13 protein-coding genes are annotated in these 16,107 nt (G+C 43.2%); 5 read left to right on the forward strand and 8 right to left on the reverse strand.

All coding sequences use genetic code 11. The features are described from left to right. Positions 1 to 232 precede the first annotated feature (232 nt). From CHH60_RS09365 to CHH60_RS09380, 4 genes are all read right to left on the reverse strand, one after another. Positions 233 to 607 carry a hypothetical protein gene (locus CHH60_RS09365; protein WP_141236946.1) on the reverse strand — a complete coding sequence of 125 codons (375 nt, stop codon included), beginning with the start codon at positions 605 to 607 and terminating at the stop codon, positions 233 to 235. Positions 608 to 849: 242 nt separating this feature from the next. Then, positions 850 to 2,277: an NAD(P)-binding domain-containing protein gene (locus tag CHH60_RS09370; RefSeq protein WP_095358979.1), complete on the reverse strand. Its 1,428-nt coding sequence runs from the start codon at positions 2,275 to 2,277 to the stop codon at positions 850 to 852. A 394-nt stretch (positions 2,278 to 2,671) separates the two neighbouring features. Continuing rightward, complete coding sequence (locus CHH60_RS09375) at positions 2,672 to 3,625, reverse strand: SDR family NAD(P)-dependent oxidoreductase (RefSeq protein ID WP_176476022.1); 954 nt, start codon at positions 3,623 to 3,625, stop codon at positions 2,672 to 2,674. A gap of 120 nt (positions 3,626 to 3,745) precedes the next feature. Beyond that, complete coding sequence (locus tag CHH60_RS09380; protein WP_095358981.1) at positions 3,746 to 4,267, reverse strand: TetR/AcrR family transcriptional regulator; 522 nt, start codon at positions 4,265 to 4,267, stop codon at positions 3,746 to 3,748. Positions 4,268 to 4,662: 395 nt separating this feature from the next. Between CHH60_RS09380 and CHH60_RS09385 the strand changes: the two genes are divergently transcribed. The 3 genes from CHH60_RS09385 (at position 4,663) to CHH60_RS09395 (ending at position 6,147) form a co-directional block, all read left to right on the forward strand. Continuing rightward, entirely contained in the window at positions 4,663 to 5,082 is a 420-nt protein-coding gene (locus CHH60_RS09385; protein WP_095358982.1) for a MarR family winged helix-turn-helix transcriptional regulator, read from the forward strand. A gap of 28 nt (positions 5,083 to 5,110) precedes the next feature. Continuing rightward, complete coding sequence (locus CHH60_RS09390; RefSeq protein ID WP_095358983.1) at positions 5,111 to 5,761, forward strand: nitroreductase family protein; 651 nt, start codon at positions 5,111 to 5,113, stop codon at positions 5,759 to 5,761. Positions 5,762 to 5,850: 89 nt separating this feature from the next. After that, a complete protein-coding gene (locus CHH60_RS09395; RefSeq protein WP_095358984.1) occupies positions 5,851 to 6,147 on the forward strand; it encodes a putative quinol monooxygenase in 297 nt (98 codons plus the stop codon). Between the two features lie 188 nt (positions 6,148 to 6,335). Here CHH60_RS09395 and CHH60_RS09400 read toward each other — a convergent pair whose 3' ends face one another. Together CHH60_RS09400 and CHH60_RS09405 are read right to left on the reverse strand one after the other, a co-directional pair. Next, a complete protein-coding gene (locus CHH60_RS09400) occupies positions 6,336 to 8,366 on the reverse strand; it encodes a YheC/YheD family protein (protein WP_095358985.1) in 2,031 nt (676 codons plus the stop codon). Between the two features lie 242 nt (positions 8,367 to 8,608). Then, positions 8,609 to 10,093, reverse strand: coding sequence for an amidase family protein (locus CHH60_RS09405; protein WP_095358986.1), 1,485 nt, complete (start codon positions 10,091 to 10,093; stop codon positions 8,609 to 8,611). Positions 10,094 to 10,282: 189 nt separating this feature from the next. Here CHH60_RS09405 and CHH60_RS09410 point away from each other — a divergent pair, with 189 nt between their 5' ends. Then, entirely contained in the window at positions 10,283 to 11,785 is a 1,503-nt protein-coding gene (locus CHH60_RS09410) for a hypothetical protein (protein WP_095358987.1), read from the forward strand. A 914-nt stretch (positions 11,786 to 12,699) separates the two neighbouring features. Next, positions 12,700 to 13,914, forward strand: a complete 1,215-nt coding sequence (locus tag CHH60_RS09415) for a helix-turn-helix domain-containing protein (RefSeq protein ID WP_095358988.1) — start codon at positions 12,700 to 12,702, stop codon at positions 13,912 to 13,914. Positions 13,915 to 14,550: 636 nt separating this feature from the next. Here the strand turns inward: CHH60_RS09415 and CHH60_RS09420 are convergent. Both CHH60_RS09420 and CHH60_RS09425 read right to left on the reverse strand, forming a co-directional pair. Further along, on the reverse strand, positions 14,551 to 15,024 hold the full coding sequence (locus tag CHH60_RS09420) for an NUDIX domain-containing protein (RefSeq protein ID WP_176476023.1): 474 nt from the start codon (positions 15,022 to 15,024) through the stop codon (positions 14,551 to 14,553). A 10-nt stretch (positions 15,025 to 15,034) separates the two neighbouring features. Further along, positions 15,035 to 15,880: an AraC family transcriptional regulator gene (locus CHH60_RS09425; RefSeq protein ID WP_095358990.1), complete on the reverse strand. Its 846-nt coding sequence runs from the start codon at positions 15,878 to 15,880 to the stop codon at positions 15,035 to 15,037. Positions 15,881 to 16,107 lie beyond the last annotated feature (227 nt).

The raw sequence follows: 16,107 nt of genomic DNA on the forward strand, positions 1-16,107 counted from the left end.
ATTCCGCAAAAAACAATCATTTTCGTTCAAAATGATTTATAAACCTTCAGAAACTTGCATCTTTCGACTTTTGCACTCCATTATCTCCCATAATATTAACTAAAACGTTCACAATCATCCAATACTAAAATCCTATATCTGTGTCCCTGTATCTCAGCAGGTCTATCCCTTGCCTATTTACATTCAAAAAATCCTGCAAAGCCGTTCATCGCATGCAGGATCATCTCAGGCATTACTGGTTTATTCCCGGTTTGGGTTTAAGCCATTTCCCTTCTTCATTTATAAACGCACCCTTGAAACGCCCCATTTCGAGCTGTTCAATCAGCTTCTGCTCATCGGTAGCCAGAATCTCAGCGAGCTGTTCAGAGGTATAATAGTCATTGGGGTCATATTCCAACCAGAGTGGAACTGCCGTATCATACAATTCCTTAATCATATTCTCAAACGATTGTCTTCCCAGATCCTCCATATCCTTATAAAACTGCAGAGGATGAGATACCATATTTCGAAAAGACTTGTTCTCCAGATTCATCCAAAGTGTATTACAAGCCTGTACACTCATATAATTTTGCTCGACATCGAAGAACTGAATATCTTCGATCTTCATGTATTTCTCCTGAAACGCAACTATCTTGATTATGGGTACACCCCGCTTACGTGAAGCTTTCTTCACATGAGCTCTAAACTGTTCGTAGGTCATTTCTTTCATCAACGTACACCTGCCCTTTACATGTTCCATTCGACATTTTACAACAAAACCATGCAGAGTGTAAGTTCTCCAGTAAAATAAACAAACCGCACAGCAGAAACTCACTGTGCGGTTGGTAATGTGGCTACAATAAGGTTGGTTCAGCTGGGAACGCTGCTTTTTACCCAGGATGCTGTGAACTCCCGCTCATCGTAATCAAAAAATTGCTGTAAAATCGTCTCCCGATCATCCAAAAACAGCTGGTCCGCTATGGCTGACACCAGTTTGGGAACTGCGCTTTTGGTACCCGAGATGGCAGAAGCGGACAGACCACAGCTTGCAAGGGCAGAGTAATTGAAGACAAACAGCCCGTGCAGTTGTGACTCGCCTGCTTCACTTCGGCTCGTCATCGCAAATCCGGAAGTAAGGAAGGGATGTGCATCCAGCAGCTCATTGCGCTGCTCAGCCGGCGCTTCATAACAATCCGCCCAACGAGCAATATGACTTTCCACCAGTTTAAGTTCCGGCCGCAATGCGGGATCACTTAGCAGCCCCGTACTAATCACCAGAAAATCAAAAGCAAATTTCCCCTTGGCTGTCGTCACTACGGCTCCATCCTCGTTTGCTTCCACACCGAGCCAAGGTGAATTCAAATGCAGTTCAAAGCCCGGCCAGGCTGCTGCCCGGTTGAAGGTATCATTGGTTGGAGGTTGATTATATTGAAAAAAGTGTGAAATTACCGCGTATTTATCAGCTGCCCCTAATGCATGAAAACGTTCAATCATCCCGGATTGCTCCATCTGGCGTATGGGATTGACACTTGGAAGTTGTGCTCGCCGCACAAACACATGTGCTTCAGCAACTCCTGCAGCAAGCGCAAAACTTGCATTATCAAAAGCGGAAGCTCCTCCCCCTAATACGGCAATTCTTTTGCCGCGCAACCGTTCAAAATCAATAGCCTCAGATGTATGAGCATACAGTTCTCTCGGCAGTCGTTCTGCAATCAAGGGAGGTACGTGCCATTCTCCCCCTCCCTGTATGCCGGTAGCCAGCACGACCTTTCGCGCCAGCAGCGTGCCGCAATCGATACTGGAACCCTCCACATGAAGTCGGTGAAGCCCCTCAGATGCGGGTTCGATCAATTTTAGCTTTACTTCATTGATCACAGGCAGATTCAGCACGTCCCGATACCACCGCAAATAATTCATCCAATCCCCGCGTGGAATCTTGTCCACCGCTTCCCAGCCTTCCAGTCCAAACTGAGCCTCCCACCAGGAACGAAAGGTTAGCGATGGAATACCAAGATCAATGGACGTCAGATGTTTAGGGGTACGTAGAGTTGTCATACGGGCATATGTTTCCCACGGGCCTTCCAGTCCGGCTTTATTTTCATCAATAACCAAAATGTTAGAAATCCGCTCACGCAGCAGGCCAAAAGCTGCTCCAAGGCCGCTCTGTCCTCCTCCTACAATAATCACGTCATATACATGACCCTCCGCATGTTCCGTTGAACGCACCCAGTTTGCACCGCCATAGGCCAAATATGCGAGATCTTCTTTTACTCGTTGATTCAAAGCTTCCAGGCTCATGATCCCAACCCTTTCAAGGTACATTAATCGATTTCGATACACTCTCAGCCTAACGTTAAGTTTATGTCATATTTAACTCTTTTTTCAGTTACATCACTGCATCTACGACATTATATTAGCGTTAGTATATGGGTTGCCTTTACTTTTTTGAATATGACGGAAGCTTTATTGTCACCCAATCTAAAAATAGCTAACATGCTTGTTGACCGTTACGAAATGCGCCCTCAGATAAATGTTGTCCGTTACTGAAAGTTGGATGTCATCGTTATGACCAAGGCGTACAAATATAAAAAAGACCCGGGTAATGCTTCCGGATCTGTCTGTCATTCATAAGCAGTATTCATTTATTTGATTTGTTAGTGATTAATCAATAACTAAACATCGAAAATATAATTTACATTTTCTGAAGCTGTGCAATGGTTTCAGCAATTCCTTCTGCGAAAGGCGTCGCCTGCACAGGACCAATGCTGCGTTCATACTTCTGCCTGCTGAAAACGAGAGGCTCCTTGGTTAAGTATAACATCTCTACGACTTCCTTCATGACCGGCACCCCCAGCCCAATCAGGGACAGTCCTATTTTCCCAAGTGCCATGACTGGTTTCGTTACACCCGCCGCCCTCTGTGCGATCCTAACGATCTCTTTGCCTGCAATAATGCCAGCACCGGGTATATTCCAGTTCTGATTGTATGTGTTCTCCCTGCTTGCCAGTTCCACTACCATTACCGCTGCATCAGGCAGGTAGATGTATTCCCGTGGTGTTTCCATATTACCGATGAAAAAAGCCATTTTTCCCTTGGCGATGGATTCAAGTGTTGAACCCAGATAAGAGGCTTCATTCGCGGTCGGACCATAATAATCAGGCAAACGTACAATCATGACCTGCGCTCTGGACCACCTGCTGCTGAATAACATCTGCTCGTAGGCAAGTCTTGTTTTCCCTTTGCGGGTATGCGGCTGCTTCGGATGTTCTTCCGTTACTTCGTTCATTTGCCTTCTCCCGTAGGGGTAGATCCCATCAATGACCACCACTTTCAGACTCAGCTGTTCAGCTGCCTTCATAACGGATTCACCCAGTGGTAGGAGTCTGCTCTCCATCTCATGGTAAGGCACGTTGGCACAGTGGAACATCACATCTGCATTCTGGGAAGCAGCGACTATTTCATTCGGGTTAAATGCATCACCCACAGCGAGCTGAAGATGACCCGGGAAACCCAGCTTAGCAGCAAGCTGTTCCAATTTGTGCCGTGAACGTCCATAGGCAACCGTTGCGATCCCCCGCTTAATCAATTCCTGTGTAATGGCAGCACCCGTTCCGCCTGTTGCACCAATAACAATTGCCTTTTTCATCTCCATACATCCTCTCATTTCATTTAGTTATTGATCAATTACTTACAACTCCTGAACACAATATAACGCATACTTAGTGATTGATCAATAACTAATTTTGAAAAAGGGCATTTACCCTTCCTATCTTTCTTTGAGCTCAGGCATATCCAGTGCTATCGAGACATTGCATAACATGCCAATCGCCAGGAAAACCAACGTTCTTTGCTTCGCTTCGGCAATGCCGGCATGGCTAAAAGCATTCAGAACCATGGTTCTCACTTCACTAAACCCTTTCTGCATCGCCTGACGAATCACATCCTCCTGAATGGTCTGAGCTTGCATCTGAAGCAGGATTTCACTTTGGTGCGATTCCAGAATTTTCTCGTATGCGTCTATCAATTCGCGCTCCAGTTGATCCGATGCTGCTGTCTCTACAACCTGTCGAAATGAATCAATGACTCGCGTCCATGATACTTCCAGTGCAGATAGCAGCAGGGCTTCCTTCGTTTTGAAAAAACGAAAAATATAAGGCTGCGAAATCTGCGCTCTCTCAGCAACTTGTGCTGTCGTTGAACGGTAGTATCCGATTTCTGCAAATACATCAATTGCCGCTGAAATAATGTCGTTCCGCCGATTAACTGAAGCCGTTGTATCTTTGGCCATGTTGTTCACCTCTAACTGTAGTAATTAATTGATCAATAGCTTGAAGTATATAGGATAACAGCTGTCTTTGTAAAATATAGCCCTTTTCTACTTCATTTTATAGTTGATAGCCATTTTGACTTAAATATAATCTCAATATTTATGGCTATAACAGGACATCCTACTGCATAGCGTGATTACGAAGGATCCGATTGATGTGCATATTTTTTCATATTATTTTGGGTTGCAAAACAAAAAGAGGCATGATATATTAATTGAGCGGTCAATGATTGACATGTCAATTGTTGAGGCATCCACTATTTTCATCAACACTGGCTTCGCACTTAAAAGGCCGCAATCGGATTGTGTGAACATAAGCCGTTGTTCATGTCCAGATTCACCCGGGAGGTCTAGTCATGACACGTATCGTTTCAAAGGAAGAGCAGATTATCAATCTGCTTAATGCCCTTGGCAACAAAGTTAGCCCGAAGTTCGAGCGGTGCACAGGAATCAGTTCATCTCGCTTTGAGATTCTGTATGAATTGGATCAGGTCGACGAGATTAACCAATCGATGCTGCAAAAAATCATCAATATCGACAGTGCTGCCATCACCCGCCATTTGAAACAGCTCGAAGCGGACGGCATGGTGACCAGACGCAAAAATCCGGAAGACAACCGGGTTACCTTTGTTCGTCTGACCGATGATGGCCGGAAACATATTGAGGGTTACAAAGTAGAGAAGAAAAATTTTATTCATCAGATTCTACATGATTTCAGTGAAGATGAAATCCAGGATCTTGCAAGTTATCTGGAACGCATGCAGAACAATTTTTGATACCTTATATAGAGGAGAGATCCACTGAATGAGTAGCTTTCAAAGTACATTTCAAAAAACGAACGATTTTAACGAGATCACTTACGGCCGTCGTTCCGTTAAACTTTATGATCCAGAGGTAAAAATCAGCCGTGAAGAGATGACCGAAATTCTGGCAGAAGCTTCTCGTGCCCCATCCTCCATCAACCTGCAGCCTTGGCGCTTCCTGGTTGTGGACACCGCTGAAGGTAAAGAGAAGCTTGCTCCTCTTGCCAGATTCAATCAAAATCAGGTGTTGACTTCTTCTGCAGTTATCGGTGTATTTGTTGACATGAACAACATCGAATATATGGAAGAAATCTTCGGCAAAGCGGTAGAGCTTGGTTATATGCCACAAGAAGTAAAAGATATGCAGTTGGCTAAAGTAATGCCTTATTACAAGGTTATGCCAGAATCCGCTCTTCGCGATGTCAACCTGATTGATGCAGGTCTGGTTTCCATGCAATTGATGCTGGTTGCCCGTGCTCACGGTTATGATACAAACCCTATTGGCGGTTACGAAAAAGATCAAATCGCTGAAGCGTTCGGTATGGACAAAGAACGCTATCAACCGGTTATGCTGATCTCCATGGGTAAATCAGCCAAAGAGGGTCATCCATCCTACCGTCTGCCAGTTGATACGATTACAACTTGGGCATAATTGATGTATCACACTTTTCATTGAACTGCGTCACCATTAACTATTGGCAACAATCAAACAATTTATATACATTACGGAGGTAAACACACATGATTATCATTCACGCACACCTGTCCATTAAACCGGATCAAGAGCAAGCATTCCTCGCAGCAGCCAAAGAACTCGTTGCAGCAACTCGCAATGAAGAAGGCAACATCAGCTACACTCTGAACAAAAGTACTGAGCAAGAACATCAGTATGTCATGATCGAATTGTGGAAAGACGAAGCCGCTACAGCAGCTCACAACACAAGCGCTCATTTCCAAGGATTTGTTCAACAAGCAGCAGCATTCATGGCTGCACCGATGAACGTTGAAGTGTTTGCTGGCGAAGCAGTTAAACACTAAGATAAGATTCGCATCGGGTCATTAGTTGAGTTTATAAGCTTAAGCTCCCTTGTGGCCTAACAAACAATAAGAAGCCGTCTCCAAAGTCATTTGATTTGGGGGACGGCTTTTTGTCTTGGAGAAGACAAATGTATTGATCATGCTCCTAAGGTTGTCGGGTACGTATTGAACTGGATTCAGATTGGAATTCATTGCAAAGAAAGGGCAAATGGTACTATATTCTGCGCAACTTCAAACTCTCTATGTGTTGATCCAATTTTGTTCATATTCGCTTCAAATAACCATACTTTGCATAACGGGTCGATACCTACATCGATTCCTAATTCACATATTCGTTCCGATATATTGGCGGAAATAGAATTGGCGATTCTCAATCCGAGCTGTTGGAGTGTGGCAAACATCGCTTCTTGCTTATCGGGATACTCATGCCTAGAGAGCCAGTCCCAGGTCGTAAACGCACGCAGTGATCCCGGATGATTGACCACCTTATGATCACTTTGCGTGGACAAAAAGGGACTTGCGGATAGGAATGACCATGCTCCTTCTCCGTTACGAACAAGATGAAGCCTTAGATGGAAAGGCAGGCCATTCTGCGTTTCACTTCGGATAAACTTTTGAATAAGATGACTGTTCTTAGCTGCGATCATCGTGATCAATTCGGTAAAGTCCTTCTCACTCATTAGGCGGTTATGCACGTGATCCTTAACGGTGTAACCACCTTCTTCCCTCTGAACAATGAGTATGTCTTCGCCAAACGAGCCTAAAGAGGGCTTGATGACAGAGGTACCGTGCCTGTCTATAAAATCCAAAACTTCGTCGCTATGTTTCACCGCTTGATAAGGAGTAAGATGCTCCAATAGCTCCGGATCCATTTGTATCATTTCATATATGTTTTTCTTGCTAAAGGATCCTCCTTTTCGTTCATCCGTGAAAGGTACATGTCTCAAGGCAGCATAGACGTTACCAAAATTCGCATCCCCACGCTCCTTCAGCCGGTCGTAAACCACATTCGGAAAAGGACAGTACCTTGCTTCCCACTCTCCATTCTGGTAGACGTATCCTTTAATAAACCGCCATTCCGCGTGCACGGCTGTTGGACCAAAATAATAGAACTCTGCATCATTCCACTTCGCAGCGTAAGCACAGGCAGCTGCGAGCGGTTTGTCGGCAGGGTCAGCTGTCAGCATGGCCACAACGGGACTCGGCACCATGCGTCCTGCGCTGGCCACATATTGAGCATATTCAATCATATTTGCAGCGCGCTCTCGTTCATGAAACCTCGTTTGAGGACTTATATTCGCTTCCAAAAACAATAACTTACCATCAGGTTTCACGATAAAATCCATGCCAAGCTCATCAATCAGAAAGGGATACGAACAATTGATTTGCTCTGCCATTCGAATCGACAGCTGTTCCATTTCCCGAATCTTCAGATCAGCCTCGTCCAAGAGCAGCTGCTGCAGCACATTTCTTGTATCACCGGTACGGCCGCCTTTGCTTAAATTACTAATGACGGAATTCGGAGCCCCAATTCTTGGGTACACCTTGGTTGGCACCCACCCTCCTGTACCATTGCGCTGAATATGTACTCGGAAGTCCACAACCTCCTGCATTTCATTCATTAAAGGAACATAAGGTTGCATAATACTTGGACCTTGCGCCAGAACATCCTGCACATGCTTCTCCAGAGCAGAATAGTTCAGCTGACGCTCTGTAGCATGCTGACGGCATATGTAATTCTGATCCTCTTTCTTCACAGTAAAAATGGAATTACCTCTATGGCCCTGATTAGGCTTCACTATAATCTCGTTATATTCATCCAAAAATGCCAGCAGCTCGTTTAGATCAAGCAGCCGCTCGGTTGGCACCATATGTTCTTGGAAGTGAGTCTCCAGTTTCTGCTGAATCTCGTACTTGCCGTGGATCAGAAATGTCGTAAAAGGAACTCTGCGGCGCAGCCAGTTCTCACTCTCAGGTCTGCTCTCAACCGGATCAGGTGCTTCATTCAAAATAACATCCGGGAGAGACACCTTTTTCTCCATCCAGAAATCTCCTACCTGAAATTTCCCCTTGATGCTTTCCTGCTCCATATCAATGCTGCTCGCGTCAAAGAAAAATACGTCCACGCCCTGTCTCCAGCCCTCCCCAACGATCGCGCTGATACGTCTCTCGGGCAGCATCTGCAGAGGGTCGTTTTTGCAATATACACCGATTAACAACGAACCACCTCATATCCCAAAAATTCTAACGTCGATTATACAGGGCAGAGTTGAACATATTCTGAACACAGAAAGGGCGATCATCCACGTAGGTGAATGATCGCCCTAAACTTCACTGGGGAGAGGGATTCCGATAACTGTAACTTTCTTAACCTTTGCATGACAAACCTGTTGTGGTTACCGTGTATTGGTTTTTAGCTGTAATGTAAATTTCAGATATTTTGATTGATTGTTCAAACGGATTAGAGCTCCTCGTTAGGCGCAAAACGATATTTAGTCGCTTGTTCATAGGCGTAAGCTATCCTGAAAAGGATCGGCTCACTGTAGGCGGTTCCGACAAATGTAATTCCCTGTGGCCCTTTGGTCGTATAACCATCTTCACCAATAATACCTGTGTCGACGTACTCGCCGGGAACAGTAATTACAGGATACCCAGCGCGTGCAGACAAATCGAGCCCTTCCTCATTGCCCAGGAAGATCAATGCATCTAATTGATTCTCACGGATCGCGTGATCGATTCCTTGGTCCCGTGAAAGCTGACGATTAAGCTGCAAACTCTTGGCGTACTCCGGTTCAGACAAGGTACCACTTGTTTCATTCGACCAGATCAGCGTATCCTGTCCATATTTAAGCGCAGCATCAGCATTTTCCTCATTATAGGTGATAAGTTCATCTAACGTTTTAACGTAAGCACCCGGACCCGCTTTGACGAGATAGTCATTTATCCCTTTTTTAAATTCATATCGCATCACGTCCCAGTCCCACTTCGCACTCTCACAAGGCAATGACACCGGGTCAATCATGATCGCTCCCTGTTCTCTGCATACACGGATGGCTCGTTCGATAACTTCTGCTCGTGCTTCATCCAGATCCTCATAGTAGAACCGCGGAACGCCGATTCTTGCTCCTTGCAGTCCGTTCGCATCCAGAAAGGGCGTATAATTTGTGTAGGCTTTCCGTCCTTTCTCGTGCATCGCCGCATCATCCGGATCCACTGCAGTCATTGCACCGAGCAAAAGGGCTGCATCTCTGACCGTACGTGTCATGGGGCCAGCTGAATCCTGGCTATAGGTGATGGGGATAATCCCTGTACGACTGACCAGACCGATCGTCGGCTTAAGGCCAACAAGGCTGTTTTGCGAGGCTGGACTTATAATTGAACCTGATGTTTCTGTCCCTATGGCGGCGGTACACAGATTGGCGGCCACGGCTGCTGCGGAGCCCGAACTCGATCCCCCAACGAACAGCTCTCCAGGACCGTAAGGATTCAACGTCTGTCCGCCCCTTGAGCTGTATCCGGACCACATGGTGCTCGACATGAAGTTCGCCCATTCTGTCATGTTTGCCTTTCCCAGAAATACGGCTCCAGCCGCTCTTAACTGTGCAGCCACCATTGAATCTGACTGTGCAATATGTTCTGCTAGCGCGACCGAACCCGCACTGGTATGCATGTGATCTCCTGTATCGATATTATCCTTGAGCAGGATGGGGATACCATGAAGCGGTCCTCGCACTCCCTGTTCCCTCCGCTCCGCGTCAAGCGAGATAGCTTCCTCTATTACATGCGGATTGACTTCGAGTACCGAATTCAACTTGGGGTCGAGTCTCGCAATTCGCTCCAAATACCAACGAACGCAGACTTCCGATGATAACAATCCGGATTCCATCGCAGACTGCAGAGAAGTGATGTCTGCCTCTATTAGAATCTCATCTAATGTTCTATCCATTTATTAGTCTCCCCTTTTGTCCAACTACTACTAATGGTTCGACGAAGCTGGCAGTTGTCCTCTAGCCTCATAGAATAGGAAATGGTTTATTTTCCTAAACTAAATCCTTTTCCATGATAATCCCTGCCCTAATGGATATGAAGTTATGATATATTTTTAAGGAGAAGTTTTTTTTAAGGGAGAATGGTTATGGTTAAACTTTCGCTTTTTGCAATTACCAAGACAATTGAGTGCTTACCACCAAGAATTGTCGATCATCTATACATGTACGTATACAAAGAAACGACCAGCACCTCGAAAGAGACGTGGCTGTTTGAGCTAATCAAGGAACTCTTAATCCAGAATTTTGGATTTGATACGCCTCATCTGGAAGATCACGTTGAGATTCGGGATAAAAATTATCGCAAAAGACAACAGAGCAAAAAATATTGGCTTAAGAAATTTAAAGAGGAACTGGATTCGGTGCCAAACAATCCTGTTCTGATTGAGATTAGCTCTTGGAAACTTGCGCTGGAGCAAATGAAAGCATCGAATGCGGGGCTGGATATCGTTGCGGAATCCGAAAGATTGATTGGCGTAAAAGACCTGAATGATTTACCCGCTTTACGTTTGCAACAAATTAGTGAGTGGGCAACCACCAGCTCCACCTACCTCACGGACTATCGTTACTTGTCGAGTAAAAAAACCAATCAGATCAAAAAGGCCATCGAAACCGATCTGCACTTTATTGTGGCTGATATTATTGATAAACACGATTTAACCAATGCAGTGGATGTGCAGCCTCATGGCCTGATCGAAGATGTCGTTTTTGCCGAAAAATCAACAAACCTGAAGATTCGAATGGAATTAGACGAAATCACCAACAAACAAACCTATTTTGATGATTATGAGATCAGTGACAATGAGTTCCTGCGCACCATTATCAAGGTTGAGGATGGAGATTTCCTGCTCGCGGATAAGAGCCTTACGAAATCACTAGATGGTACTGATCGGGATATCATTTTCTATGTCCTTTCCCAGAAGGATGAATCCTTTTACACCGATCGAACGATCACGGTTGATATATCCAAGCTGGTCAGCAAAGCTTATAACTCTTCTGGGGTTAAAAACTACGTTGAAATTGAGAAAAGATTGCGTAAAATCAGGTCGTTTGGCTTCCAGGCCGTGATTAAGAAGAAGTCTGAAAAAGCAAGATCTGGTTCTGCCGACTGGTCCATATTTGACTCGGTTGTCATCAACTCCAATCCCAATGGCAGACGTTATGCCGAAATTGTTATCGGTACGTACTTCCACCAGCAATACATTAATCAACAGACCGTCAAAATCTATAGAGACAGCCTCAACTCCATTGAAGGAAACATCTCTAAGATTTTGGTCCATGCATTACAGAAGGAGCGTCTGGAGCGGTATGTACAAGGGAACCAATTCATCGATATCTTTCCGCTCAGCTATTTCTTGCGTAAAGTCCGAATGGACAAAAGAAAAACGGAACAAAACATGAAAAAGATCCAGGACGCGCTTGAGGAGTTCAAAAGCCTGAATTTCCTGATTGCCGATTATAAAAGACTTCATTCCTCTTTTGAGATCTCGTTTATTCCATTGACACATACGGAAATGCATGACTTTTTCGATCAAGCCGAGCCGCCTATTCAGCTTACCTTTCCTATACAGACTGAACTTATTGGAGAATGAACCTCATTCTCCAATTTTTTTTGCTTATTTAGGTTTTCTAGCAGCCCATCTACGCTGATGATTAGAAATGTTAACTTTTTGTAGTGCTGCTTGATTGAATTTTTATTACTCATTTCTCGTACTGGCATTATATTATTACTTTTTTTTCGTACTTCATTTCGTAATAAAAATAAATATCCCACTACAACGCCATTCGTGCAATTCCCCCACATTATTTTATTACGAAAACAACGTACCTAATTTCATTTTCTTACTTTTTATTCGTACTTTAATTGATTATTCACAATATACAATGCTCTGAAAAGAAGGTCTCATTTTTATTACGAAAAACTCGTACTTCGATTCGCTGTTTCAAGCTTTACGCTATAGGGTACCGACGTAAATATTAACGTAATTCTCACTTATTTTTCGTACTTTCTAATAATTATTACTCAAAACTCGTACCTTAATAAATTTATTACGAATTCCACGTACTAAAAAGACCAAAAAAAAGTTCTAGATGTGTCGAGTACAACCTAAATGCAAGCTTGTAGCCCTATTTTTAATTTTCTAACTTTTTTCTCGTACTATATGTATGGTCGTCAAATTACGTTTCATTCTTCATTTCTATTTTTATTACGCATTTCTCGTACTTTTCATGGTGTTCCCAATTAAATAGTCGGATGCTATAATCTATTTATAGTAAATGGAAAGCTAATAAAAATCTCTGTTAAAATAAAAAAAAGAACCCAACGATATCGTTCTAATAAGTGGATAGTTTGGCGACTGGCACTTATTAAAACCACGAAAAGTCGGGGTCTTGGTCTTGCTTCTTTTTTGATGTGTTCATTATAGCATGTCTTCTAAAAAAACAAAAGCCAAAACCCTTATTTTCCATACCCATTTTTACAGTTGGGAGTTAAGGAGAGGCGCAGATGAAACACCATCCTGATCTATTCGATGCACAGACCTTACATCATGATACTCGTTTGCTTTTCAAACTTAAACTCCTGCTGGGTACCGTTTGCGCATATGGCGGAGAAGTTCCTCTTTCTCAGACCGAACTCGCTAAACGAATGGGTACCTCCACTTATCGAATCCGAATTCTTCTCCACAAGTTAGAACACGAGGGTATTATTCACTACAATAACGCTGGTACATTGTTCTTTGACCGTTATATCTTTGTACGTGATCAAGCAGAAGTTTCACAGGAAACGCTCTATGCCAAAAATTTTGCCTTCTTTACATGCGATGAGTTTTTGTCTGAGGACCGAAATGTTCAACGCTTTGTGCTTCATTACGTTGGCAAAGAGCTTATCTACATTCCAGGCAATTTCCGCTGGGGTTACATCAATGATCTTTATGGGCCAACTGGACTTCTTAATATACGTACGCCAAAAGAAGCGATCACGATTCTTAAGAAGGCTTCCAAATATCTGAAAATCAAAATACATACGGAAAACTTCCAAGTACTGAACGTTCACTCCAAATGGATTGACATGGGTGAAATCTATTCTGAAGGTGCTGAGCTGTGGGTGACCAAACAGCTGATCAAGCATCGTTTTTGTTGTGACTTTATATCCCGGAAAGCGGTTTGGCAAATAGCAAAAGTCATGGAAGATTACTATGCGAAATTTGGATATGAGTATGCAACTGAAATTTTCGACCATGCCCTCTTTAGCATTCAAAATTATAAAAGACGGTCACAGACCTTCTTTAACATGATCTACAGGGAAGATTCGTCCTATATTGTGAATGAAGAACAGAATGAACTGAATGAGATCAGTGCCTATTTTCGGTCCGTTATGGAATCAGCCGAGTTAAACTATGCGGTACAACTATCTGTGGAGCTTGAGCAGATCAAGCAGAAAAAACACATGGCGGAGACCAACCTCTCTGCGAATGATGAGATCTCCATGATGAATCAAGAACTAATTGAAGCAGCGCATAGCCAACAAGTTAAAGTGTGGGACAAACTTCGTCTCATCCATTCGTGCTGGCTTAATCGTTTCAGACAACATCCGGAATGGTTTATCCAGCATTATTACCGAATCAGAACTCTTCCAGCTCCAATTCTGGAGATCAAGATGGAAATTGAGAAGTATATGAATAGACAAAAAAATACTCGATCCCAAGCGCACATCGTCTAATTTCTATAGGATTAGATTTATTTGTGCATCCTTATCATTCATTTCAGTCTATCTTGTGTTGCAGTGGTTCTACGAATTAGTAGAATGACTGCTATTTGTTTTTTCTACTCTACCGTTAATGCGAGCTTATAGTTGGATTTAGTTAGATTTGCACTTTCAATAGCGGAATAAAATTGATCTCATAACTTCCTGTGAATCCCAATTTCGCCACTAAAACTGTGGATAACGTTTTATCTCATGTGTTTTAGTAATATAGGTAATGTTTATATTGATTTTGTTCATTTGGATGCATAGATCATTAATGTGTATTTCAATTCATGTAGTGTTGGTTTGGCGTTTCCTGATGTGTACCTTAGCGTTATCATTTTGCATAAAAATAAGGGCTTTCCATATCTAAATTTATCCAGATACAGAAGCCCTTATGGATCAAGCCTTTTGAGGCACTTTTGTTGCTTGTAAAAAGGTATTAATTAAAGGTGTTAATCTATGGTTTTAAAAAATGGTGTTGAACTAAGATATTGAACTAAGGTGTTGATGAAGGGTATTGAAAGGCTTTGGAACACCTCCATCTTCATAATATAGAAAACAACATTGAACGGTGTGAACTCCTCACGCTTCCCTAACTAGAGTAGAACCTTATTCGATATTATCCGTTGTTATACCATCCTTCAACGTACTTTCCCACCATATGGATGTATCTCCTCTGACAAGCTGTGGAATTAGCTTACGGAATGGATAAGGCTGCAAATGATGCCCAGCCAGCTCATACACAGACGCCCAATAGAATTCAATATGAGACTCGAGAGATACAGGAGATTGTAACACATCCAGTTCAGGGACTTTCACTCTGAAAACCTGGTTCATTTCGCAATGTAGCTCCTTATTTTTCTCCCACCGATGCTCTACTGATCCTAAATATCCATCGATGTAACATGACAACCCCAGCTCCTCTTCGATTTCTCTTTTTAGGGCATCCGGTGCGCTCTCACCAAATTCAATGTGACCTCCTGGCAAGAACGTATTTTGATGACCAATGGCATGGGCGAGCAGAACCTGATCCTGACTGATTATAATTCCGCTTGTCAGATGATGAAATTTCGAAGTTATCACCTTCACCCCCTTATTTAATCGGTATCCAGATTTGTGGCGCATGATGAGGACCTGCATAAACCTCTAATTCGGGTGTCCCGGCATGCTCATAAGGATTAGATGGGAACCATTCGGAAACAATCTGTTTCCATAGATTCTGCAAGCTCTCAGGCAGAGGCCCCTTTACTTCAAATACACTCCATTTGGAAGCAGGGATGGTGAGGGAAGACAAACCTTCTGGTATTTCACCATGATAAGCTGTACCAATCCAGTACTCCATTTGCTTCCCCTTGATCTCGGTCTGATCTACACAGACTCCAAGTAATCCTTGAATAGCTCCATTATTCAATGCTATTAAACGATCTTCTGTTCCGTTCGCATAGGCTTTTTCCCACATTTTAGGGATTTCCCGTAAATTCTCTCCATCTGCATAAGAGTAAGCTTGCTTAATTCCAACTAACGAAAATTCAGCCTGTTCAACAATTTTATAATCCATCGGTTCCGCTCCTTTTAAACTTACTTGAATAGCCAAGCGATTATACGATTTAACTGAGGTGCTGCTTTTTCGTACCTCACTTGGTGCAACCCCATGCTGTCTGCGAAAAGCTTTGGAAAAAGATTCAGGAGTGTCATACCCGTATTTGTACGCTAGATCAATAATTTTCTGTTCACTCTGTACAAGTTCATGTGCTGCCAGTGTTAATCGTCTCCGCCGTATATATTCGAATACGGTAACATCTGTTAAGAGCGTAAACGTACGTTGAAAATAAAAAGGCGAGCTATGAGCCTGTGCTGCGATCTGCTCTATCGTTACATTTTCGAGTAGATGCTCTTCGATATACTGTATAGCCTTCTGCAACGATTCAATCCAGTTCATACGGTTGACCACTCCTTGATTTCTATAATAGAGGAATACTTGTTTTGCGGCCTGTCATTATTTGCTTTGATCTGTCCGGTCCGAGTCTTTTATGGTAACTGTTAATCTGTTCAACTCACGAGGAATCAACCATAATGGATTATCTTAACATGTTCTTTATCAAGAGACAGGATAAAAAAAGTGAATCATTTTCGGCGCTCACTTGTCTATTATATATCCCAACAAGA

This window comes from Paenibacillus sp. 7523-1 (genome assembly GCF_002276415.1).
GTDB lineage: Bacteria > Bacillota > Bacilli > Paenibacillales > Paenibacillaceae > Paenibacillus > Paenibacillus illinoisensis_A.